Raw genomic sequence first — 24,873 nt, 5'->3', positions numbered from 1 at the left:
CTATCTCTTCAAACTAAAATGCCCTCGATATTCTTTTCCGTTTGCTCTGGTAACAATAAACCAATAATCAGTGGATGGAAGCTCTGTACCATTTAAAGTTCCGTTCCATGAGGTATTTTGAATTAATTCTTTGATGAATTTTCCATAACGATCAAATATTTTTATGGTCAAACCATCTTCCATGTCCGAGAATTTAATTTTCCAGGTGTCATTATAGCCATCTCCATTTGGCGTAAAAAATTTAGGGAACATCAATAAATAAATTTCTTCGGTTACAGTGCCACAACCGTTTTTGTCTCTTACGGAAACGGTGTATTGTCCATTAATGATGTTTGAGAATTGATTGCTATCCTGAAAATGACTGCCATCTATTGAATATTCAAAATCGCCGATGCCAGTAACGTAAGCTGTTATACTGTTTTGATTGTCCGTCCAGTCTTCGGTCTCAATAGAAGTAATTGTGGCGATATTTGATTTTTTTACTATGAATTTTTTTGTGCTGGAACAATAAAAAGAATCATAACCTTCAGTTACTGTAACAGAAAAATTACCGGGATTTTCTACAATTATGGACTGGGTAGTAGCTCCGTTTGACCATAAATAAGTGTCAAAACCAGAACCAGCATCAATAGTAATTGAATTGTTTTCACAAATGGGAACAACATCTGGAATCGTTATTTTTGGTTTAGATAAAAGGGTGAGTTTTAATTCCACAATAGCGTAGCATGGTGTATTTGAATTGATACGAACGTAGATTTTGTTATCTCCTAAAGCTAACTTATAATTCGAAAAATTAGTGATTTGATGGATTACCGATTGATCTTCTGCACCAGAAAAAGTAGAATGATAAGAAAAGGTATATCCAAAAATATTTGAAATTAGCTTTGAATTATAATCAGATAAATTCACTTTCTCAGAACCATCATTCAAATCATCACAAAATAATTCAGCATAATTATTTGCTGGTAAAGTGCTTATTAAAGAAACTGTAACAGCCAGTTTTGTGGTGCTTTCACATCCAATCACCGTTTGTGAAGCATAATAAGTCGCTCCATCTTGCAAAGACGTTGCATTAGACAAAAGAGTTTCAGCACTATTATACCATTTTATTGCAGTTCCAGATACTACGATAGTATCTAAAGTTGGATTCTGACTTGAACAAAAAGTTTGTGTGGAATTTCCCGTTGGAGTTCCCGTGTTTTGAATGTTTATTAAAACAGCAACTCTCTCGCTCTCACATCCGTTTATAGTTTGCGAAGCATAGTAAGTTGTGTTATTTTGTAATAAAGTTGTGTTTGATAACAAACTTCCATTGGTCAAAGCATCGTACCATTTTATGTTTTGTCCTGTAATTGCAATTGAACTCAAAATTGTATTTTGTTGGATACAGAAGGTTTGAGGATTTGTTAATGTAGGTTTCGGAGTAAAATTTGTAAAAGGAATTAGTACAACTGTGGTAGCATTTGAAATACAACCAATGCTGTTTTTTACTTTTATATAATATGTTCCAGGATCAAGATTTGATTGCATTGTATTTGTTGGCCAAGTAACTCCATTGTCGAAACTATACTCTGGAGCAGTGTCGGTAATTGTAATCGAGCCTTTAAGATTATTACAGTCTGGCTGAATAGTTGTAAATGCAGGATTTACTGGATAATCAGTTGGAGCATTAATTTTTATGGATAATGCTACAGACTCGCAACCACTGCTATTTTTAACACGAATTAAATAGGTTCCAGCTGCTAAATTTCCTGAAATTGGATTGGTCGAATAATTTGCGCCATTGTCAAAACTATACTGGTAAGCAGCACTTGTTATGGAGATAGCGCCAAAGGGATTACTACAACTCACAGGTTGAGAAACGTTTAAAGTTGGAGTTGAAGGTGCGTTTGGAGGCGTATTGATAGTTGCAGCATAGGCAATCGATGCACAACCATTTGTATATTTTATTCGGATTAAATAATTTCCTGGGGAAAAACTAGCAGTATTGCTCGTATTCCAAGTAATACCATCATCAAAACTATATAGATTTGCAACAGTAGAAACCATAATACTTCCTGTAGATGAGCTACAACCAGTAGGGTCTGTAACTACAACTTGTGGTGCTGCTGGAATTGTAGGAGCAGAATCTATAGTAACGGGTGCATTAAGGGAAATACAGCCGAAATTATATTTAACCATTAAATTATAAGTCCTTGGTGATACATTAGATTTTGTATTTGATATACCAAATGTGATTCCGTTATCAAAGCTGTAAAAATCGGCTACGGTATCGATGGTTAATGATCCTGTAAAGTTGGTGCAATCTGGTTGTCTTACTTTGTAGGCAGGGGCAGGAAGCGCTGATAATGGTGAAATAGTGACTGTGGCAGCATCTGAAACACAACCAGCTAAATTTTTAATTTTTATATAATAAATTCCTGGAGAAAGATCCGTTTTTGTATTGGAAAAAACGTAGGTTAGTCCATTGTCATAACTATATGTTGTAGCACTTGTAGTAATTGTAATAGAGCCTTTTGCAGAGCTACAATTTAGCTGAGTTGAAGTATAAGCAGGAGCGGCAATTGTAGTGCCCGAACTTAAATTTACAACTGTTGTTGATGATTCGCAACTATAAGAATTTGTTTTGATTTTAATAATGTACGTACCAGCTCCTACATTTATTTTTGTTGGGTTTGTTGTCCAGCTGTTTCCATCATTGAAACTATAACTTATGGCAGTTGTAGTTATGGTTATGCTACCGTCAGTTGCGCCGCAAGAAGAGGGCTGAATAATCTGTACAGCGGGTGCAGCTGGAATGGTAGGCGGTGTGTTAATATAGGCATAACTGCCGTAAGAAATACAACCCAAAGTGTTTTTTATTACTATATTATAAGAACCACCAGTTAGATTTTTCTTTATAGGATTTGTGGTCCAAGTTACGCCCTTATCAAAACTGTATTGATCTGCAGTAGTATTTATTATTATAGTCCCAGAAGGAGAACTACAAGTTGGCTGAATGGAAGTTATATTTGGTGAGGGTAAGTAATATTTATTAATGTAGGAATATTGCGACTGTGATTTACAACCTGTCGTATTTTTAACAACAATAGTATAGGACGATGTTGATGTGGGATTTAGTAGAATAGGATTGGTAGTCCAAGTTGTACCTCCATCAAAACTATATTGATCAGCAGGAGTAGTGATGGTAATACTTCCTCCATTTCCGCAACTAGGTTGTATCACTTTTACGTTTGGATTAGGAAGATAATAAGGGTTGATATATATTGATATGCTATAAGATTTGCATCCAGTTGCATTTTTTATTACGATACCATACGATCCAGAAGTAAGTCCAGAAAGGGTAGGGTTTGTAGTCCAAGTATAACCGCCGTCAAAACTATATGAAGTTGCAACTGTCGCAATAGTTATGCTCCCATTGATACCGCAAGTTGGTTGAACTAATGTAAAATCAGGATTTGGTAAATAATATGGATAAAAAGTAGTGTATGTGTTATGTGGATTAGAAGTACATCCTGAAGCATCTTTTACTACTAAATAAGAGCTTGAAGTAAGATTGGTGAATGTAGGATTGGTACTCCATGTATTACCTCCATCTATACTGTATTGTGCTGCAGTAGTAGTAGTAGTAAAAGTTATACTTCCTCCGTTTCCACAAGTGGGTTGTGTTGTTGTAAAAGTAGGGGTAGGAAGATAAAAAGTTTGAAGATTTACAGAATTCGAGTTAGAAACACAACCTTGAGCATTTTTTATATATAGGTAATAATATCCCGAAGAAAGATTTGAAAAAGTAGGACTTGTAACCCAATTTTGTCCATCTATGCTGTAAAAATCAGCAGTGGTAGTGATTGTAATGCTGCCTTTTGTTCCACAAGCGGGTTCTACTATTGTGTATTTTGGAGATGCTAAATGAGCCGAATCCAAATAAACAGAAATATATCGGGATGAACAATTCGCCTTTTTTACCAATAGATAGTAATATCCTTGGCTTAAATTATTAAAAATAGTATTGGTACTCCAGGTTGTGCCATTATCTATACTATAGTAATCTGCAGTGCTGTTGAATGTAATATTGCCAATATTTCCGCAACTTGGATTAGTAACTGTATAATCGGGATCTGGAAGACTAGGATTATTAATCGAAACACCTGTGCTATTTGATATACATCCAATATTGTTTTTTATAGAAATGTTGTAATATCCATAAGAATTAATATTTGATAGGGAAGAAGAGGTTCCCCAAGTATAACCTCCATCAAAGCTGTAGAAATCTGCAATTGTATTTATTGTAATACTTCCTGCGGTAGTACAAGTTGGCTGAATGACAGTATAAATAGGTGTCGCTATATTTGGATTATTTAAATAAACACTCGTTGGATAGGAAGTACAACCAATACTGTTTTTTATAATTATTGTGTAAACTCCTGGAGGTAATGATTTATTATTGAGGGTTGTCCAAGTTACTCCATTGTCAAAGCTATAAAAATCTGATAATGAATTAATCGTGATTTTTCCGTTTACACCACAGGTTGGCTGTTCGATGCTAATAATTGGTGAATACAAGTAAGGCTGATTTAAATTAACATAATTAGTGGAGCTAATACATCCCGCACTATTTTTTACTTTTATTTGATAGTTTCCAAAAGGTAAAATTTTTACGTTATTATTAGTCCAAGTTGCACCATTATCAAAGCTATAGGAATCTGCAACTGTAGTGATAGTAATACTTCCGTTACTACCGCAAACTGGTTGCACAGTAGTATATTCAGGATAGGAATATTGAAAATCATTTAAATAAACATAGGTATAATAGGAAGTGCAACCTAAAGTATTTTTGATTCCTAAAGAATAACTTCCTGAGCCTAAATTACTCTTTGTGTTGCTTGTACTCCACGTTGTACCTCCGTCAAAAGTATAAAAATCTGAAATCGTATTTATAGTAATGCTTCCTGTCACATTACAAGCAGGCTGTGTCGTAGTATAAGTTGGAGTTCCTAGCGTATTACTACTAATAAGTACATTGTTAGCTGAAGAAATACAACCTTGTAAATCTTTTGTACGAATTTTATAATTTCCGGGTGAAAGGTTGGTAGCAGTAGAATAATTTACCCAAGTTACACCATCATCAAAACTATAGTATGTAGATGGAGTGGTAATGGTAATACTACCAGTATCTCCACAAAATAAAGGATTGGTATAGTTATAATTTGGATATGAAGTTGAGACAGCTGTAATTGTTACACTTTGAGAATAAGAAGTACATCCATTTATGGTTTTTATTTTCACTAAATACGTTCCAGGATATAAATTACCCTTTGTGTCGTTTGTACTCCAAGTTGAACCATCATCAAAACTATATTGTGATGCAGCTGAAGTTACTTTTATGCTTCCTGTGGTAGAAAAACACGAAGGTTGAGTGATTTGTAAAATTGGTGAAACAGCAGTTTGGCTAGGCTCTATAGAAACACTAGCATCGCTATTACATCCAGAAGAATCAGTAACAGTTACAGAATAATTTCCTATGGAAGTTACTGTAACGCTTTGAGAAGTATCTCCTGTACTCCATAGATAGGAAGATCCTGAAGAAGCTTTTAGTACAGTGCTTCCTGAGCAAACATTTAGAATACCTGTAATATTTGCTGTGGGATTCCTTACCTCTAAACTTGCCGAAATTATTTTGTAGCAAGTTGCATTTTTACCAGCTCTAACAAAAAGAGAAGTGCTTGAACTTGGATAACTTGTAAAATTGGAGATGGCATTCAAGTTCGCTTCTGCATCATTATAATTTTTGTAATAACTAAAACTTAAACCTGTAGTAGAAGTTACCATCAAAGAATTTAATTTAGATAAGTCAAAATTTTCGCTTCCGTCATGATTTGTATCACATTGAGATATTTTTGCAGTCGTTACATTAATATCACAACTTGCAGTACAATTTAAAAAAGAAATATCCCAACCAGGATTTGCATCTGGATCTGTGGCCGAATTAAATGTAGTTCCAGCACAAGAAGTTCCAGAAATGTCGTAATCTACTTGTACTCCTACATTATAATTGGCATTGGTACTATTTGGAAAATTAGTGGCATTCAGTGTGAAACAAAACTTTTTATTTGTTGTGTCTAAACTTGAAGTTGTAGAGGTATTATAAACAGATACGTTATTACTGTTATAAATAGATAAAGTGATTTTATTTACTGTTGCAGAAATCCCCCCCGAATTAGGAATGGTATAATTTCCACACACAGAAATCGGTAAACTAGGGCAAACTTTATTCAAAGGATCAAGATCTATAGATCCTTGCATATTTTCTGCGGAATGCAATAAGCAAATATCATCTACATACATATACCCGAAATGTCCACCCAATCCACATCTTGAAGCCATAAATTCCACGGTAAATTCTTCATTATTAGGTATAGATGAAATATCCAGAATTCCAGATTGCCAATTGGCAGTATATAAAGTAACATAAGAAGAAGTTTGACTTGGAACTTTGGTGAAAATGCAATTTTTTTCGTCGCCTACCAAACAAAATTCATTTACAACAACCCCATTTTTATCTAAAATCCGTGCTTTTACAAATGCTTGATTATCAGTATGACTATTATCGTATACAGATTGTAATACAGCTTTGTAGTTGAATTTTAGATAATTTTCATTATTTGTTTTAAACCTTTTACTTTGAACAATAGAACCGTAAGTAGATGAGTTTTCATAATTAATTTTAAGAGCATATTGATCAAATGCTTTAATATCTCCCATATAGGGATCAACCAAATTTGAAGAAACGCCCGTTGCCATAATATTCATATTATTAGGGTCATACCGATTGATGTATGAATTGGCGGTATTGGTAATAGAGCGGCATTGCGTTGGTCCAGGAGGATCACCTATTGTATAAAGAAAATTCTTGAGGGAACTACTGCCACTGATAGTTTCATATTGTTCGAAACTTCCATTGGTACACATTTCTACAGCTTGTTGTGTAGCTCTTGTTTTTAAATTCAGATTTACTTTTTTTAAATTCAGGATTTCTTTTTTCCTTTTTTCTTCCCGAATTTTCAAAAACTCGTTTTGCTCATCCAAAGCTTGAATTAAATGACCATTTTTATCTTCCAATAAAATTTTATTGGATGAATTTGGATTTGTTTCTTGAGAAAAAACAACAATATATTGGTGAAATAGAATAAACAGCAGTAGGACTTTCAGCTTCATTGTGGGAATTTTGTACACAAAAGTAAATAAAAAATCAGGGTTTTAGCGTTAAAAATATTAATTTTGTATGAATTTTACATTTGAAATGGTAAGGATCAAAATGCAGAAATGACATTGTTTTTCAAGAGATTTAATTCAATTAATTACGCAATTCATTTCGTGATTTTACTCGAATAATTGCAAGTTGTTTCTTTTGTTGAAAAACAATAAATATCCCTTATTTTTGCACCAAACTTATTCCTTTTGAAAACTAAACTTTTCCTCATTACGCCTCCTTTTACCCAACTGAATACACCGTATCCGGCAACCGCATATATCAAAGGGTTTCTGAATACTAAAAATATTGAGTCTGTTCAGGCAGATTTAGGAATCGAAGTGATTTTGAAATTGTTTTCTAAAGAAGGTTTGCGAAGTTTATTTACCGTTGGAGGTTTAAAGTTTAAAGTTGGAGAAATCTCAGACAATTCTAAACGTATTTTTGCTTTACAAGACGAATATATAAAAACTATTGATCCAGTCATTGCTTTTTTACAAGGAAAAAATGCAACATTGGCACTTCAAATTTGTCAGGAAGATTTCTTGCCGGAAGCATCACGATTTGCACAATTAGAAGAATTGGATTGGGCTTTTGGTACTATGGGAACGCAGGACAAAGCAAAACATTTAGCGACTTTGTATCTCGAAGATATTTCGGATTTTATTGTGGAATGCGTCGATGCTAATTTTGGTTTCAGTCGCTATGCAGAACGTTTGGGGCGAAGCGCGAATTCTTTTGATGAATTGTATGATGCCTTGCAACAAGAACCAACGTATATTGATAACTTACTTCTTTCGATTCTAAAAGAGAGAATAGAAACCATTCAACCTACATTATTTCTGATTTCGGTTCCGTTTCCAGGGAATTTATATTCGGCTTTTCGTTCGGCACAATGGGTGAAAAAGAATCATCCCAATATCAAAATTTCTATGGGTGGCGGTTTCCCAAATACCGAATTGCGCTCGCTTTCGGATGCCAGAGTTTTTGATTTTTTCGATTATATTACTTTGGATGATGGCGAAGTTCCCGTTGAAGAATTAATTTCCAATATTGAATCCCGAAATTTCGGGACAGATTATAATTCCTATAAACGAACTTTTCTGTTGGAAGACGGGAAAGTAGTTTATAAAAATAATTCCCTAAAACACGATTACAAGCAATCCCAGGTGGGTACGCCTGATTATTCGGATTTGCTATTAGATAAATACATTTCGGTTATTGAAATTGTGAATCCAATGCACCGAATGTGGAGCGACGGTCGCTGGAATAAACTCACCATGGCGCACGGTTGTTATTGGGGAAAATGTACTTTTTGCGATATTTCTTTGGACTATATCAAAGTGTACGAACCTGTTGCCGCCAGTTTATTGTGTGATCGAATGGAAGAAATGATTGCTCAAACAGGCGAGAACGGATTTCATTTTGTAGATGAAGCGGCGCCTCCGGCTTTGATGCGCGCTTTAGCATTCGAAATCCTTCGCAGAAAATTAGCGGTTACGTGGTGGACCAACATTCGATTCGAAAAAAGCTTTACCAGAGATTTGTGTTTGCTTTTAAAAGCTTCCGGTTGTATTGCCGTTTCTGGCGGTCTTGAAGTCGCTTCGGACAGATTATTAAAACTGATTGACAAAGGTGTAACGGTGGAACAAGTCGCTAAAGTCACCCGAAATTTTACCGAAGCCGGCGTAATGGTTCATGCTTATTTAATGTATGGTTATCCTACACAAACCATTCAGGAAACCGTAGACAGTCTCGAAATGGTACGTCAATTATTTGAAGTTGGCGTGTTGCAATCGGGATTTTGGCATCAGTTTGCGATGACTGCGCACAGTCCCGTGGGCTTGTATCCAGAGAAATTTGGTGTAGTAAAAGAAACTGAAATCTTAGGAACTTTCGCCAATAACGATATTAACTATACGGATTCAGCAGGAATCGACCACGATAAATTCAGTTTTGGACTTAAGAAATCGTTATTCAATTTTATGCATGGAATCTGTTTTGATTATGAATTACAGGATTGGTTTGAATTTAAAATTCCAAAGACTAAAATTTCACCTGATTTTATTTTTGATGCTTTACAAGAAGACAATGATTTTAACATCAAACCCACTGCCAAAATCGTTTGGCTAGGAGGGAAGCCATTTATTGAGCATTTTACCAAATCCAAAAAAGGGAATTCCTGGGAGCTAATGACGTTAATCTTCCATGATAAAAAAGAAAGTTTCAGCATTCAAACAAATAAAAAAGAAGGAGAATGGCTTGTGGAAATACTACAGAAAATCTCGGTTTCCAATACTAAAATCCACACGTTTCAAGAAATAAAAACAGATTTTGAAAAACAATTGGAAGACTTTGAATTGTTTTGGTACTCAAAACCAGTTAAAACTCTTAGAGAATTTGGATTATTAGTGTTGTAAATTTATTTTACGATAACTATATCAAATTAGCATAAAACTTTTATTTTTCGATTACGAAAACGTTTTCTTTACTTATTTTTACAACCAATTAAATAAATACACGTATGAGTATTGGTTATAAAGTAAATGTAAATGATGCTTTCCATTTTGATTTGGAAAAGGAAAGTGTTTCACAACTTGATGCAGTTAGTGCGGAAGCTAATAAATTTCATATACTACATCAAAATATTCCTTATCAAGCAGAAATCCTAACTTCTGATTTTCTTCAAAAAAGCTATACGGTAAAGGTAAATAACAACACCTACGTTGTGGTAATTTCAAATCCTTTGGATATTCTTATCAAAGAAATGGGGTTTGAAGTGGGGCTTATCAAGCAAGTTAATTTTATCAAAGCACCAATGCCCGGATTGATTTTAGAAATCAGCGTTGTGGTGGGGCAAATTGTAAAAGAGAATGATAACCTAATTATTTTGGGCGCCATGAAAATGGAAAATAGTTTTCTTTCTCCTCGTGACGGCGTTATAAAAACGATTTCGGTAATGATGGGAGATGCTGTAGATAAAGGACAGTTATTAATTGAATTCGAATAAAGAAAAAGATAATAGAGTATAGAAAATAGAAAAAAGATAAATAAAACAAGAATTTTCGGCTCTTTGTTCTAGCAGTGAAACGGTCTTTATTCTTTTAGTCTTAATAAATATGAAAAAATTATTAGTTGCCAATAGAGGTGAAATTGCCATCAGGGTGATGAAAACCGCACAAAAAATGGGCATTAAAACCGTAGCAGTTTATTCAACAGCTGACAGGAATGCACCTCACGTAAAATTTGCCGATGAAGCCGTTTGGATTGGTGAAGCTCCTTCAAGTCAATCCTATTTATTAGGAAGTAAAATCATTGAAGTGGCGAAAGCCTTAAACGTGGATGCCATTCATCCAGGTTATGGGTTTTTGAGTGAAAATGCTGATTTTGCCGAAGAGGCCGAAAAAAATAACATCATCTTTATTGGTCCCAAGTCGAAAGCGATAAAAATCATGGGGAGTAAATTAGCGGCCAAAGATGCAGTTAAGCAATACAATATTCCAATGGTTCCCGGTTTTGACGAAGCGATTACCGATGTCGAAAAAGCTAAAGTAGTTGCTAAGAAAATTGGTTTTCCAATTTTGATTAAAGCTTCAGCAGGTGGTGGTGGAAAAGGAATGCGTGTGGTAGAAAGTGAAGCTGATTTTGAGTCCCAAATGGACCGTGCAATAAGTGAAGCGATTTCTGCTTTTGGAGATGGTTCGGTTTTTATCGAAAAATATGTGGGTTCGCCAAGACATATCGAAATTCAAATTATGGCAGACAGTCATGGCAATGTTTTGTATTTATTCGAAAGGGAATGCAGCATACAACGTCGCCACCAGAAAGTAATTGAAGAAGCGCCTTCTTCGGTTTTAACTCCGGAATTGCGTAAAAAAATGGGCCAAGCAGCCGTTTTGGTTGCCAAATCCTGTGATTATTTAGGAGCTGGAACTGTCGAGTTTTTATTAGATGAAAACAATGATTTCTACTTTTTGGAGATGAATACGCGTTTGCAAGTGGAACATCCCGTTACGGAATGGATTACAGGAACTGATTTAGTAGAATTGCAAATCAGAGTGGCAAGGGGAGAAGCATTGACAATCAGACAATCAGATTTGAAAATAAAAGGGCACGCGATGGAATTGCGTGTGTATGCCGAAGATCCGATGAATGATTTTCTACCAAGCGTAGGTCATTTGGATGTGTATCAATTGCCTATTGGCGAAGGTATTCGGGTGGATAACGGTTTTGAACAAGGGATGGATATTCCCATTTATTATGATCCAATGTTGGCCAAACTGATTACTTACGGAGAAACCCGTGAAGAAGCGATACAAATTATGTTGAAAGCCATTGAAGGGTATCAGGTATCAGGTGTTCAGACCACTTTGTCTTTCGGGAAATTTGTTTTTGAACACGAGGCGTTTCGTTCCGGAAAATTTGACACGCATTTCGTAAAGAACTATTACAACGCCGAGGTATTGAAAAACCAAATGGCACAAGAAGCCGAAATTGCTGCTTTAGTGGCGTTGAAACAGTATTTTGAAGATCAAAAAATCGTTCGCTTACTAAATTAAAATATTTTTTTAACCATTAAAAAATTAAGGAGTACTCTTCTAAATGAAACTTGATTTCTTAATGGTTTTAAATAAAAATTAGCGAATTGGCGGTTAAAAAAGAACACTATGAAAGACAAAATAAATACATTAAACGATAAAATTGCCGAAGCTCATTTGGGTGGCGGTAAAAACAGAATTGCAAAACAACATTCCAATAAAAAACTGACTGCAAGAGAACGGGTTGATTATTTGATGGATGAAGGTTCTTTTGAAGAAATTGGTATGTTAGTAACACACCGAACGTCTGATTTTGGAATGGAAAAAGAACTGTATTATGGTGACGGAGTCATTACAGGATACGGAACGATAAACGGACGATTGGTTTATATTTTCGCTCAGGACTTTACAGTTTTTGGGGGTTCATTATCCGAAACGCATGCCGAAAAAATTTGTAAAGTAATGGATATGGCAGTCAAAATGGGAGCACCAATGATTGGTCTGAACGATTCTGGTGGCGCACGTATTCAGGAAGGTGTTCGTTCCTTGGGCGGTTATGCCGATATTTTTTACAGAAACGTACAAGCCAGCGGTGTGATTCCGCAAATCTCTGCGATCATGGGACCCTGCGCCGGTGGAGCCGTATATTCTCCTGCAATGACCGATTTTACGATGATGGTTGAAGACACCAGTTATATGTTTGTAACAGGTCCGAATGTGGTAAAAACCGTAACCAATGAAACTGTGACTTCGGAGGAATTGGGAGGGGCGAGTACACATTCTACTAAATCTGGTGTGGCGCATTGCACATCGACAAATGATGTGGAATGTCTGGAAGATTTGAAGCGATTGTTAAGTTATTTGCCACAAAGCAATAAAGAAACACCTCATAACTTACCTTACGAATTGAATGATGAGGTTAGAACTAAATTAGCGACTATTATTCCGGATAATCCAAACAAACCGTATGATATGCACGAGGTGATTGGTGGAATTATTGATGAACATTCGTTTTTTGAAATTCATAAAAATTATGCCGAAAATATCCTAGTGGGTTTTGCCCGACTAGCAGGGAAAAGTATTGGGATTATAGCGAACCAACCGATGATTCTAGCCGGTTGTCTCGATGTGAACAGTTCGAAAAAAGCGGCTCGATTTACCCGTTTTTGCGATTGTTTTAATATTCCGTTATTGGTTTTGGTAGATGTACCGGGGTTTTTACCGGGAACCGACCAAGAGTGGAGCGGAATTATCGTTCACGGAGCAAAATTATTATACGCCCTAAGTGAAGCAACAGTGCCGAGAGTGACCGTGATTACCCGTAAAGCATACGGTGGTGCGTATGATGTAATGAACTCGAAACACATTGGTGCCGACATGAATTTTGCCTGGCCAACTGCAGAAATTGCAGTTATGGGAGCTAAAGGCGCCTCTGAAATTATCTTTAAAAAAGAAATCAATGAAGCTGAAGATCATGAAGCAAAACTCTTGGAAAAAGAAGCGGAATATGCCGATTTGTTTGCGAATCCGTACACTGCAGCCCAACGTGGTTTTATAGATGAGGTAATCCTCCCACAAAACACCCGACGCAAATTGATAAAAGCATTTAGCATGCTCGAAAATAAGGAGAGTATAACTCCTAATAGAAAACATGGGAATATACCTTTGTAATTGTTGGATAGAACTGAAGAAACCACCTGATAAAGGTGGTTTTTTGGTTTTAGGGACTTAAGTTTTAGCACAACTCTTCAGTTCTGAATTTATCATACTGCGAAAATTAGTCGTGTATTGACAAAATTCCTGTTTATTTTTCATAAGCTTCTATTGTTTTTAACAGCAAGTCAGAATAATTAAAAATTTCATCTAAATTTCCAATTTCGTTTTTAATTTCTTTTTTGTTCTCATCAAATGTTCCAATATATTTCTTACCTCCATTTAAGTAAAGTCTACATACTGCTTTACGATTGTTATCGTCTAGAAATACTGCAAAATAGGATTGAGCATCTCGATAAGTTACTCTTGTTGCAGGAGTTTTTTGGCGCAAAATTGTTTTGACAATCAGAAATCCTTCTAATTCTTCTCCAGTTGTATTAATTTTACTTATATCTTCTAAATTTGGTTCGATAGAAATGTTAATCTCATTGATTTTTTCATCTTCTTTTGACAAGGCAGTTTTTAACCTTTCTGTGATTAAATCACTAATATGTTGTTGAACAGATTTTTTGGTTAATTCTGTAAATTGCTCTAAAATTTTTGCAGTTACAACACTCGGATAAACTTGTTTTGCAAAATGTTTTACAAATTCGGGGGTTGGATTTGTAAGTTCTAGATTCAGTAAAATTTTTAGTTCATTCATAAATTTCAATTCACTTGCGGTATTTACAATACTTTCAGCATCGAAATTAGTTTTATGAAATTTCTTCAATTCTTCAATTTGATTGTCTTTAACATCTATAATGTTGAATTCCAAGAATGGTTTTTCGTCCATTTTGTTTGGAGAAACTAAATCGGAATAAAAGCGGTAAACGATTCCGTTTGTTAAAATTCCAAATTTAGCTTTTGATACGTGAAAATATCTTAGTAGTTGTCCATCGTGAATATTTAAGTTTTGCGCCCAATGTTTACACTCAACCAATATTGTTGGATTTCCATCTTTAAAGATTGCGTAGTCAATTTTTTCACCTTTTTTAATTCCAATATCCGCTATGAATTCAGGTACAACTTCTAGAGGATTAAAAACATCATAGCCCAGACTTTGCAAGAACGGCATCACAAATGCATTTTTTGTTGCTTCTTCAGTTTGTATTTGGTCTTTGTGTTTTGTTCTGTCTGCAATTACTTTAATTTGGTCTTTTAAATCCATAATTTTTTTATCGTATTTGTTATTAATTTTTTAGTTTTCAACCATCATTTATGCAATCAATAGGTTTGATGACTAAATCTTTTTTATATATAAATCACTAAAACAGATTTAGTTAAATAAAATACTTTAGTATACAAATTACACTCTCTTTTTTTAGTATTCCTTACGGTTTTCCGTAAAAGGGTGATGTTTTTTCAACCGATAAATTTTTAACTTGTTTTTTGTCATTTAAAAAAACCGGTTGGTGTTTTTTTAGTATCATTGGACATTTTAGTATCTTTCGCAACTGACTAAAAAACCTAAATTAGAATTTGATTAAAAAAAACAAATAGATGAAATACAATAGATGTGGAAAAAGTGGTTTATTACTGCCACAAATTTCTCTTGGCTTATGGCATAACTTCGGTTCAGTGGATAATTTTGAAAATGGAGAAAACATAGTTAAAGCAGCTTTTGATAAAGGAATTACTCATTTTGATTTAGCCAACAATTATGGTCCGGTTCCGGGTTCGGCAGAGACTAATTTTGGTAAAATCCTGAAGAATAATTTTCAGGGAAACCTGCGCGATGAAATTGTAATTACTACTAAAGCCGGTTACACGATGTGGGACGGTCCCTATGGTGACTGGGGTTCTCGAAAATATTTATTATCAAGTTTAGATCAGAGTTTGAAACGTATGAATCTGGAATATGTGGATATTTTTTATTCACATCGTTTTGATCCGGAAACACCTTTGGAAGAAACCATGATGGCTTTGGATTATGCCGTGCGAAGTGGAAAAGCTTTGTACGCTGGTATATCCAATTATAATGCTGAACAAACCAGAAAAGCAACTGAAATCTTGAAACGATTGGGAACACCTTGTTTAATTCATCAAGTAAAATATTCGATGTTTGTTCGGCAACCAGAAGCAGGTTTGTTAGATGTTCTCGAAGAAAACGGAGTAGGCTGTATTGCTTTTTCACCTTTGGCGCAAGGACTTTTAACAGATAAATATTTAAAAGGGATTCCAGAAAATTCAAGGGCTTCGAATCCAAACGGTCATTTGAAAACGGATGAAGTTTCGGTGGAAAGAATCCAGAAAATCATTCAGCTGAATACCATTGCACAGGAGAGAAATCAGTCTTTGGCTCAAATAGCTTTGGCTTGGTTATTAAAAGATAACCGAATTACTTCTGTTTTGATTGGAGCCAGCTCTGTCGGGCAATTGAATAATAATATTGACAGTTTGCAGAACTTGGATTTCTCCGCAGCTGAATTATTGGAGATTGAGAGGATTTTGGGATAACAATTAGACAGAGGAACCGTATGTGTCATTAGTTTTGAGAAAGTAAATGTCTGAAAACATTCATGAAAAAGGCTGTCTAAAAAAGACAGCTTTTAATAACATAACTAGGAGTGGATTAAATCACACATTCATCTGCAATACTTAATGCCTGAGAAATAATGGCTAAGCCTTCATCAATTTGTTCCTCATTTATCATTAATGGTGGCGCAATAAAAATGTAACCCCAGCGAACAAAAGTGTACAATCCTAATTCTCTTAATTTAGCACCCACTTTATTCATAACTTCCATTTCGGAAGCATTAGCATTGAAAGGAGCCATCAACTGATACGGTTCTTTACTTTTTACAACATCTAAACAACCTAATAATCCTTTGTTTCTAAAATCACCTATGGAAGGATGTTGCGCTCTCATTTCGTTGATGCGTTTCTCCATATAAGCGCCCATTTTAATTGTGTTTGTTATCAAGTTGTCACTTACATAAATGTTGAGAACTGCTAGCGAAGCCGCCAAAGAAACCGGATGTGAATTATAGGTCAATCCCAACCATAAAGGCGATTCTTCATATTTTGAGGCAATTTGATCTGAAACCATTAAACAACCCAACGGTAAATAAGAGGAAGTTAAACCTTTTGCCATGCAAATCATATCTGGGATGATATCACTATGTTCAAATCCGAACCATTTTCCGGTTCTTCCAAAACCGCTCATTACTTCGTCGGCAATAAAAAGGATATCATATTTTTCGCATAACGCTTTGATGCCTTTTAAATATCCTTTTGGATAATGGAGACAACCGGAGGAACCGCTTTCTCCTTCGAAAATAAAAGCAGCAATTGTATGACCGCCTTCATAGCGAATGATTCTTTCTACAGCATCCAAGCTCCATTTTAATCTCGTTTCTTCATTTTGATCGCTTAATCCATAAAAGTCATAAGGATCATCAAGATGAAAAATATTAGTCGATTGTTGCGCATCCGTATATTGTTTTCTAGGATCGCCACCCACCGTCATACTTGCGGATGAATTTCCGTGAAAGCCTCTGTATCTTCCAAATATTTTATGTTTTCCAGTATATAAACGGGCTAGTTTTATTGCATTTTCAATAGATGATGCTCCACAAAGTGTAAAAAAAGCTTTGTTTAAATCCCCGGGACAAATGGACGCTAATTTTTTAGCTAATCGAGCCCGGATTTCTGTGGTGCAAGAAGGCGTTACATAACTCACTTTTTGCATTTGTTCGACTACGGCATCCGTAACACGCTGGTCCCCATGACCTATATTCACCGACATTAATCCGCTGGAGAAATCAATAATTTTTTTACCGCCTGTTTCATATAAATAAACACCTTCGGCTCTTTCGATTGGAATAGGATTTACATTTTTTTGGGCAACCCAAGTAAACAAGCTGTATTGTTTACTATCACTTATTATTTGTTCTTTAGTCAACATGCTGTTATTTATATAGTTTATTTTACAGCAAGGTCATAGCTGTAAAGATGTTCGTCTCTTATGAACCCCATTTTGTGATACAGCCCTTGTGCTGTAATGTTGTTTTTTGCCGTTCTCAATCGAATTAAATCAGAGCCTAATTCTTTTGCTAAATCAATGGTTTTTAGAATTAATTGTTCTCCAATTCCTTTCTTTCGAATAGTAGAATCTACAAATAAATCATTTAAAATCAGTATTTTATTCAATGCTAAAGAAGAGAATGTGACATAGATTAAAGTAAATCCTATGGCTTTTTCGATATTATCTTCATCAAAAGCTAAAAAAATAATCGCTTCATTATTCTCTAATCGTTCTTTTAAATACGTTTTGTGTTTTTCGTAATCAGATGGTTTTTTATAGAAAACCAAATATTGATCAAACAATAGCGTCAATTGATCCAAATCTTGTAAAGTAGCTTTTCGTATCATAATTGTTTATTTTTAAATGGTTTGAACATTAAAAATACAAATTATTATTTAATATCTATCTTTCTCTCCTTTGGAGAGTCCACATAACTTCTCGAATGAAGGATTTAACTCATCCAGTTGGTACCTGCTTCAGGATTCCATTTGGTAGTGGTTTTCTTTTCTTTGGTAAAAAATCCTACAGCACTTTTTCCTGTAATATCTCCTGAGCCAAATCTCGATTCATTCCATCCGCCAAAACCAAAAGGTTCTCTGGGAACTGGAACACCAATATTTACACCACACATTCCTGCGGAAGCATTTTCAGTTACATAATTTGCCAAACCACCGCTTTGTGTAAATACGGAACAGGCGTTTCCATAAGGATTCGCATTCTCAATTGCCAAAGCTTCATCAATCGTGTTAACGCGAACAATAGTAAGAACAGGCCCAAATATCTCTTCTTTTGCCACACGCATGTTGGCAGTAGCGTAATCTATAATTGTTGGTCCAACATAAAAACCATTTTCTTTCCCTGGAACAATAGTGTTTCTACCATCCAAAATTATTTTGGCGCCTTGTTGTTCGGCTTCGGTGATATAGGATTCAATTTTTTCTTTGGCTGCTTTCGAAATCACAGCACCCAATGTTGTCCCGCATTGAATTTTATTGGCATCATCGATTAATTTACTTAGAATGGCATCGCAATTTCCTACTGCTATTAAAGTAGCCGCTGCCATGCATCGTTGTCCTGCACAGCCACTCATGGAAGCCACAATATTTGATGATGCCATATCAGGATGCGCATCTGGAAGAAGAATGATATGGTTTTTGGCTCCGCCAAGTGCTAAAACCTGTTTTAAATTATGACTGGCTCTTTGATATACTATTTTTGCCACTTTCGTAGAACCGACAAAAGTGATGGCTTTGATATCCGGATGATCACAAAGATTCTCAACAGTTGATTGTGTGCCATTTATGATATTAAATAAACCATCAGGAAGTCCGGCTTCTTTCAATAATTTTGCGGTGTATTGACTGCTGATCGGGACCACTTCGGATGGTTTCAAAATGAAAGCATTTCCCAATGCGATAGCATTTACAATGGTCCAATGTGGAACCATAGTTGGAAAATTAAAAGGAACAATCGATGCCACAATTCCTAATGGTAATTTAGTAGAAGAACAAAAAACTCCTTTACTTACTTCCATATTTTCTCCATTTATAAATTGTGGAAGTGAACAGGCAAATTCTGTCAGTTCAATGGCTTTGTCAATTTCGGCTTTGGCTTCACCATGAATTTTTCCGTTTTCACGGTAAATAATTTCGGTTAGTTCCGCACTGTTTTGTTCCAGTAATTGTTTGTATTTATAGAAAACCTGCACACGTTCTTTTAAGGTGACTTTTTGCCAAGCTTTTTGTGCTTTTTTAGCAAAACTGATAATTTCATTCAAATCTTCTATTGTGGATTCTTTGAAAGTAGTCAATTCATTTCCGTCTAAAGGGGATACAACAGCATGAATTTTATTAGAGCTTCCAGATTTGAACTCCCCATTTATAAAGTTTTTTACTTCATCAAATACCATAATTATACTTTTTTAAGTTTTTCAAATATACACTATTTAATAAAAATAAAATAATATTTTTTGTATGTATTAAAAATATTGTTAGATTTACAAAATAATAAGCTATATATTAATTTATTTACAATTTATAATAAAAAGTGAGCATGAGTTTAAATACTAACCAGTTTAAATTATTCTATTAACCAAAAACAAAATCAATGAAATCAATCTCAACTATTATCGGAGTAGCCTTACTGTCTCTGGCGGCACTTTGTTATTTTATCAATTGGCATGCTCTAGTTCCCGCATTTACTGTATTAGGAATTGCAATAATGACAAGAAAAGCATTAGAGCCTTTAATTATTGGTTGTGCTGTGGGATTTGTTTTATTAGCAATGCAAGGTGGATCCAAAGAATTTTTTCCTGAAGGGGAAGGTATGATTTTTCCATTGAATATGTTTGATGGTATGTTTTCCTCCATTTCGAGAGATGCTCACGATCAAGGATTAATATGGGTGATTTTAGTTTGTATATTATATGGTGCATTTGTGCAATTATTAGTGGCTTCCGGTGGAATTAATGCAGTTGGGAAATATTCTGAAAATCATGTTACAAATAAAAAACAGTCGCTCATTATGACTTATTTTCTAAGTTTTTTCTTTTTCCTGGATGATTACTTAAGTGCATTGTCTATTGGTAATACCATGAGACCTATTACAGATAAATTTGGTGTTTCAAGAGAAAAATTAGCCTTGGTTTTGAGTTTTGTTTGTGTACCGTTGACTATAATATTTCCAATTTCGAGTTGGACTATTTTTTATGGAACTCAAATCGCAACTATTGAAGGAGGTGTTTTAAATAGTGCAGGAAAAGTTATAACAAGTCCCATTGAAGCATTTTTGGGAACAATTCCGTATAATTTTTCGGCGTGGATTTCTTTAATTCTTGGGGCATTAGTAGTGTTTCAGTTAATCCCGGATTCAAAAGCAATAAGAGAAGCGGAGGCAAATGTAAAAATAATTGATATTGATGTTTTAAAAGTTAAGAAAAAATCAGCCAAAGAAGGGAAGCTAGTATATTTCATTTTGCCTTTGGTTATTCTAATCTGGTGTTCCATTTTTCCTTATCCGTATGATTCAGAATATTGGGGTAGTGTAACTTTTTCTTCTGAATCTATATTTAGTAATATTGATGCATTACGAGGAATAGCAACAGCATGCGTAGCGACTTATTTATATTATCTCGTATTTGGTGTAATTAAGTTTAATAAAATATCTAACAATTTCGTTAAAGGGATGGAATCAATCACTTTCGTGTTAGTGGTTTTAGGAATGACCTATTTATTAAAAGATGTTCAAAACGGATTGGGATTTAATGAATTTGTAGCTGAGAAATTACAAGGAATTAGTTGGTTGAATAGTGCGACCCTTCCTTTTGTTGTTTTTGCATTAGTGGCATGGATTTGTTGGGCTACGGGCTCAAACTGGGGAATATATGCAATTTTAGTACCAACGACAGCTATCTTATCACGTACAATAGGAGCCGATTTTTGGTTGACCCAAGGAGCGTTGGCTTCTGGAACTGTTTGGGGAGCTGCGGCTTGTTTCTTTTCTGATAATAGAGTTCTTACGGCGCAATCGTGTAAAATAGATATGATGAAACATGGTATTTCACAATTTCCATATCAGTTAGTAATATTTGGAATATCATCCATATTATATCTTTTGGCGGGTTTCATTTTGTAATAACATAAACCTATGATTTGTAAAAAGATTTTAGATGATCAATTTCTGATACGGAATGCAACTCAGGATGATGGTATTGAAATGGAATATGTTCAATTACAATGTTATCCAACATTGCATCAATCGGAGCTATTAGACAGGAATCATTTTGCGAATCATATTAAAATATTTCCAGAAGGTCAAATTATAGTGGAAAAAGACGGAAAGATTGTTGCATCTGCAAGTACTTTCAGATGTAATTTCCCGGTCCATTACAGTACTTTTTTGGAAGAAACAGATAATTTGTGGCTTACTAATGTTCAAATACCGGATGGAGATTGGATGTATGGAATTGATATGGGCGTGTTGCCGGAATACAGAGGTTTAGGCCTTTCTAAAGAACTGTATAAAGCGCGGCATGAAGTGTGTAAAAACCTTGGAATCAAAGGACAGATTATTGCGGGAATGACTATTGGTTACGGAAAAGTAAAAGATAAAATGACCATTGCAGAATATTGCGAAGCATTGGAGAAAAAAGAATTTACGGATCCAACAATTACACCGCAACGAAATGCAGGGTTTAGATGGATAAGGACTTTATACAATTATATCAATGACTCGGAAGCGGGATACGCCAGTATTTTAATGTACTATCCGGTCGATGAAAATTATAGTTTATAATTTCATCTTTTTGAAAAAAAAGTGCAGCAATAAAGTTAGAATAAAATTCAGAATATAATTAAATTAAAAAAAATGGGAACTCAAATTAAAAAAGTATCAGAAATTCCTGGACCAAAGAGCAAAGAAATGTTAGCAAGAAGAGCAGCTGCTTTACCTGCGGGTTTAGGAAAATCTACCGAAGTGGTTGTAGAAAAGGCTGAAGGCGCTTTAGTGTGGGATGTAGATGGAAATCAATTGATTGATTTTGCTGGCGGAATCGGGATGGTAAATTTGGGACACAGACCTCAAGCAGTTGTTGATGCCATTAAAGACCAAATGGATAAATACCTGCACACGGGCGCATTGGTAACTACTTTTGAACCCTATTTAGAGTTTGCAGAATTGTTGAATAAAATTACTCCGGGAGATTTTCCTAAGAAAACGTTATTGGCTTGTTCGGGATCTGAGGCGGTAGAAAATGCAGTGCAAATTGCACGATATTATACGAAACGACCTGCCGTTATTTGTTTCGAAGGAGCCTATCACGGTAGAACTTTACTTACGTTGAGTTTAACTAGTAAATACGCTTTGTTTAAAAAAGGGTTTGGTAGCTATGCCCAGGATATTTATCGTTTTCATTCTCCAAATGTATATCGCAAACCCGATAATTTCACGGAAGAAGAATATATTGATTTTTGTATCGAGCGTTTTGACCAGAATTTAATTTCACACGTTGATCCTTCTTCGGTTGCAGCAATTATTATCGAACCTGTTCAAGGCGAAGGGGGTTTTATTCCTGTTCCTAAACGTTTCTTGGAAAAAATCAGAAAGGTTTGTGATGAACATGGTATCGTTTTTATTGCCGATGAGGTTCAGGCAGGAGCTGGTAGAACTGGGAAATTCCTTTCTATTGAACACAGCGGAGTGATTCCTGATATGGTAACTATGGCAAAATCGATAGGTTCAGGATTACCAATTAGCGCCGTTACCGGTAGAGCAGAAATGATGGATGCACCGCATTTAGGAGGTGTTGGGGGAACGTATTCTGGAAGTCCAATTGCTGTAGTTGCCGCACTTGCTACAGTGAAAGAAATTAACACACCGGAGTTTTTAGCGCAATCAGTTCATGTGGGAGATGCCATTAAAACACGATTAGATACAATGGCAGATAAGTTTTCTTGTATTGGTGATGTTCGTGGAATAGGAGCGATGCTGGTAGTTGAATTTGTAAAAGATAAAAAAACCAAAGAGCCTGATATGGATTTTGCTATGGCAGTAATCAAAAAATCAGTCGCAAATGGATTGATTTTAATCAGAGCAGGATTGTATACCAATTGCATTCGATTTTTACCTCCAATTGTTATCACTGACGAGCAATTACACGAAGGATTGGATGTAATAGAAAATGCTATTCAAGAAGTTTTGAACGAAAGAAAATAATTTAGACGAAAGTCTCAAAGTCGTAAAGACTTAGTTCGACATTGAGACTTTATGACATTAGACTTTATGACTTTTAAACTGATATATAATGCCAATATTAGTACTATGGATTCTGCTTTTGCAAAAGCGGATTCCATGGTAATTAACCATTTGGGAAAAATTGAGGGAATTGGAACTGAATCCGAATTGCGAAATCAGTTTGGTTCTTTTTCCAATGAATTTGATTTTAACGGACAAACAGTGGTTCCGGGTTTGAATGATGCGCATATCCATGTTTGGAAAATTGGACATCTTCGCACGTATATGTTAGATGTTCGCGGTGTAAAATCCATAGTAGAATTCAAAAGACTATTAAAAGAGTTTGCTGAGAATAATCCGAATTCTGAATGGATTATGGCTCGTGGAATTAATGAAATGGTACTCGAAGAAAAACGGTTGCCAACCAAAGAAGATTTAGACGAAATTATTTCTGACAGGCCTGTTTTTGTAATTAGAACTTGCGCTCACATTGGAATTGCCAATTCAAAAGCCATAGCGATTTCAGGAGTTGATGAAGCTACTGAAGTTCCTTTTGGAGGAGAAATTCGCAAAAATCGAGATGGAAGCCTACAAGGTATTTTTACCGAAAGAGCTTTGGGATTAATCATGAATAACATTCCTCCATTTACTTTCGAAGAATATAAAAATATGATTCTGGAAGCGCATAAGTATTTATTGAGTTTAGGAATAACAAGCGCAACAGATCCGGCTGCGAATGAAGAATTATTGGCAGCTTACATTAAATTGGATCAAGAAGGATTATTGAAAGTGCGAATGAATGTTTTTCCGCTTAGAATTCCGGATGGGAGTGATGAGATTCAGGTGTTACCGGAACAATATGAATCGGAATTTTTACAAATAAAAACGGTAAAGTTTTTTTCTGATGGTGGTTTGAGTTCGGCTACAGCAGCATTGAATGTTCCGTATAAAAACACTGATGGTTACAAAGGCGTTTTGAGATTGGATTATGATAAGTTTTATCAAACAGCCAAAGAAGCCGTTGAAAAAGGATTCTCGGTTGCCACACATGCAATTGGGCATCAAGCGGTTGATTTGACTTTGAAAGTGTATCGTGATTTATTCAAAATTGACCATACATTAAAACACAGAATTGAGCATGTTGGATTTTTATCCAATGAAAATATCAAAGATTTTAAACTGATGAACATGACTGCAGCGATGCAACCCATTTTCATTTATGAATTAGCAAACAATTTCAAAAGCACTTTGCCAGACGCATTATTAGATGTGGTTTACCCTTGCAAAACGGTTTTGGATAACGGAATAAATTTAGCCTTATCTACCGACGGTCCTGTGGTGAAAGAAATAAATCCCTGGGTTAATATGGAAACGGCGGTTACTCGAAAAGCGATGGACGGCTTTGTCATTGGCGAAAGCCAGAAAATAACTTTCGAGCAAGCATTACGCGCCTATACTTTAGGAAGTGCGATTGCGGATAATTTAGAGAATATAAAAGGAAGTCTTTCCACAGGGAAATATGCCGATTTTATTGTTTTGAATAAAAATCCATTTAAATTAGACGATGTTTCTACCGTTGAAGCCAATGAAACTTGGGTAAATGGAGAATTAAAATATAAAAAAGAGTAGAAAAT

Annotated in this window: 14 protein-coding genes; 9 read left to right on the top strand and 5 right to left on the bottom strand. The window is 35.2% G+C overall.

Going from position 1 to position 24,873, the window contains the following annotated elements; all coding sequences use genetic code 11:
• Window positions 1-7,215 (bottom strand): T9SS type B sorting domain-containing protein, encoded by a 7,215-nt coding sequence (locus ACM55M_RS06370; protein ID WP_416856739.1) that lies wholly within the window; start codon window positions 7,213-7,215, stop codon window positions 1-3.
• 243 nt (window positions 7,216-7,458) lie between these two features.
• Here ACM55M_RS06370 and ACM55M_RS06365 point away from each other — a divergent pair, with 243 nt between their 5' ends.
• The 4 genes from ACM55M_RS06365 to ACM55M_RS06350 all read left to right on the top strand — a co-directional run bounded on the left by ACM55M_RS06365 (window position 7,459) and on the right by ACM55M_RS06350 (window position 13,458).
• Window positions 7,459-9,669: a B12-binding domain-containing radical SAM protein gene (locus ACM55M_RS06365; RefSeq protein ID WP_416856738.1), complete on the top strand. Its 2,211-nt coding sequence runs from the start codon at window positions 7,459-7,461 to the stop codon at window positions 9,667-9,669.
• A gap of 104 nt (window positions 9,670-9,773) precedes the next feature.
• Entirely contained in the window at window positions 9,774-10,259 is a 486-nt protein-coding gene (locus tag ACM55M_RS06360) for an acyl-CoA carboxylase biotin carboxyl carrier protein subunit (RefSeq protein ID WP_416856737.1), read from the top strand.
• A gap of 109 nt (window positions 10,260-10,368) precedes the next feature.
• Window positions 10,369-11,808: an acetyl-CoA carboxylase biotin carboxylase subunit gene (accC, locus tag ACM55M_RS06355; RefSeq protein WP_416856736.1), complete on the top strand. Its 1,440-nt coding sequence runs from the start codon at window positions 10,369-10,371 to the stop codon at window positions 11,806-11,808.
• Between the two features lie 108 nt (window positions 11,809-11,916).
• Window positions 11,917-13,458, top strand: coding sequence for an acyl-CoA carboxylase subunit beta (locus tag ACM55M_RS06350; RefSeq protein ID WP_416856735.1), 1,542 nt, complete (start codon window positions 11,917-11,919; stop codon window positions 13,456-13,458).
• Between the two features lie 133 nt (window positions 13,459-13,591).
• Here ACM55M_RS06350 and ACM55M_RS06345 read toward each other — a convergent pair whose 3' ends face one another.
• A complete protein-coding gene (locus ACM55M_RS06345; protein WP_416856734.1) occupies window positions 13,592-14,650 on the bottom strand; it encodes a type I restriction endonuclease in 1,059 nt (352 codons plus the stop codon).
• Window positions 14,651-14,982: 332 nt separating this feature from the next.
• Here ACM55M_RS06345 and ACM55M_RS06340 point away from each other — a divergent pair, with 332 nt between their 5' ends.
• Window positions 14,983-15,939: an aldo/keto reductase gene (locus ACM55M_RS06340; RefSeq protein ID WP_416856733.1), complete on the top strand. Its 957-nt coding sequence runs from the start codon at window positions 14,983-14,985 to the stop codon at window positions 15,937-15,939.
• Window positions 15,940-16,054: 115 nt separating this feature from the next.
• Here ACM55M_RS06340 and ACM55M_RS06335 read toward each other — a convergent pair whose 3' ends face one another.
• The 3 genes from ACM55M_RS06335 to mmsA form a co-directional block, all read right to left on the bottom strand.
• On the bottom strand, window positions 16,055-17,389 hold the full coding sequence (locus ACM55M_RS06335) for an aminotransferase family protein (RefSeq protein ID WP_416856732.1): 1,335 nt from the start codon (window positions 17,387-17,389) through the stop codon (window positions 16,055-16,057).
• Between the two features lie 17 nt (window positions 17,390-17,406).
• Window positions 17,407-17,856 (bottom strand): GNAT family N-acetyltransferase, encoded by a 450-nt coding sequence (locus tag ACM55M_RS06330; protein WP_416856731.1) that lies wholly within the window; start codon window positions 17,854-17,856, stop codon window positions 17,407-17,409.
• Window positions 17,857-17,960: 104 nt separating this feature from the next.
• Window positions 17,961-19,418 (bottom strand): CoA-acylating methylmalonate-semialdehyde dehydrogenase, encoded by a 1,458-nt coding sequence (gene mmsA, locus ACM55M_RS06325; RefSeq protein ID WP_416856730.1) that lies wholly within the window; start codon window positions 19,416-19,418, stop codon window positions 17,961-17,963.
• Window positions 19,419-19,615: 197 nt separating this feature from the next.
• On the opposite strand from mmsA, the gene ACM55M_RS06320 reads away from it, so the two are divergent.
• From ACM55M_RS06320 to ACM55M_RS06305, 4 genes are all read left to right on the top strand, one after another.
• Complete coding sequence (locus ACM55M_RS06320; RefSeq protein WP_416856729.1) at window positions 19,616-21,142, top strand: Na+/H+ antiporter NhaC family protein; 1,527 nt, start codon at window positions 19,616-19,618, stop codon at window positions 21,140-21,142.
• 12 nt (window positions 21,143-21,154) lie between these two features.
• The gene (locus tag ACM55M_RS06315; protein ID WP_416856728.1) at window positions 21,155-21,802 is read left to right on the top strand and encodes a GNAT family N-acetyltransferase; all 648 of its coding nucleotides are present in this window, start codon (window positions 21,155-21,157) and stop codon (window positions 21,800-21,802) included.
• Window positions 21,803-21,874: 72 nt separating this feature from the next.
• Window positions 21,875-23,221 carry an aspartate aminotransferase family protein gene (locus ACM55M_RS06310; protein WP_416856727.1) on the top strand — a complete coding sequence of 449 codons (1,347 nt, stop codon included), beginning with the start codon at window positions 21,875-21,877 and terminating at the stop codon, window positions 23,219-23,221.
• Between the two features lie 51 nt (window positions 23,222-23,272).
• Window positions 23,273-24,868: an amidohydrolase gene (locus ACM55M_RS06305; RefSeq protein WP_416856726.1), complete on the top strand. Its 1,596-nt coding sequence runs from the start codon at window positions 23,273-23,275 to the stop codon at window positions 24,866-24,868.
• The last annotated feature ends 5 nt before the right edge of the window (window positions 24,869-24,873 follow it).

Source organism: Flavobacterium galactosi (genome assembly GCF_048158585.1).
GTDB lineage: Bacteria > Bacteroidota > Bacteroidia > Flavobacteriales > Flavobacteriaceae > Flavobacterium > Flavobacterium galactosi.
This window is presented reverse-complemented; position numbering and strand designations above follow the sequence as displayed.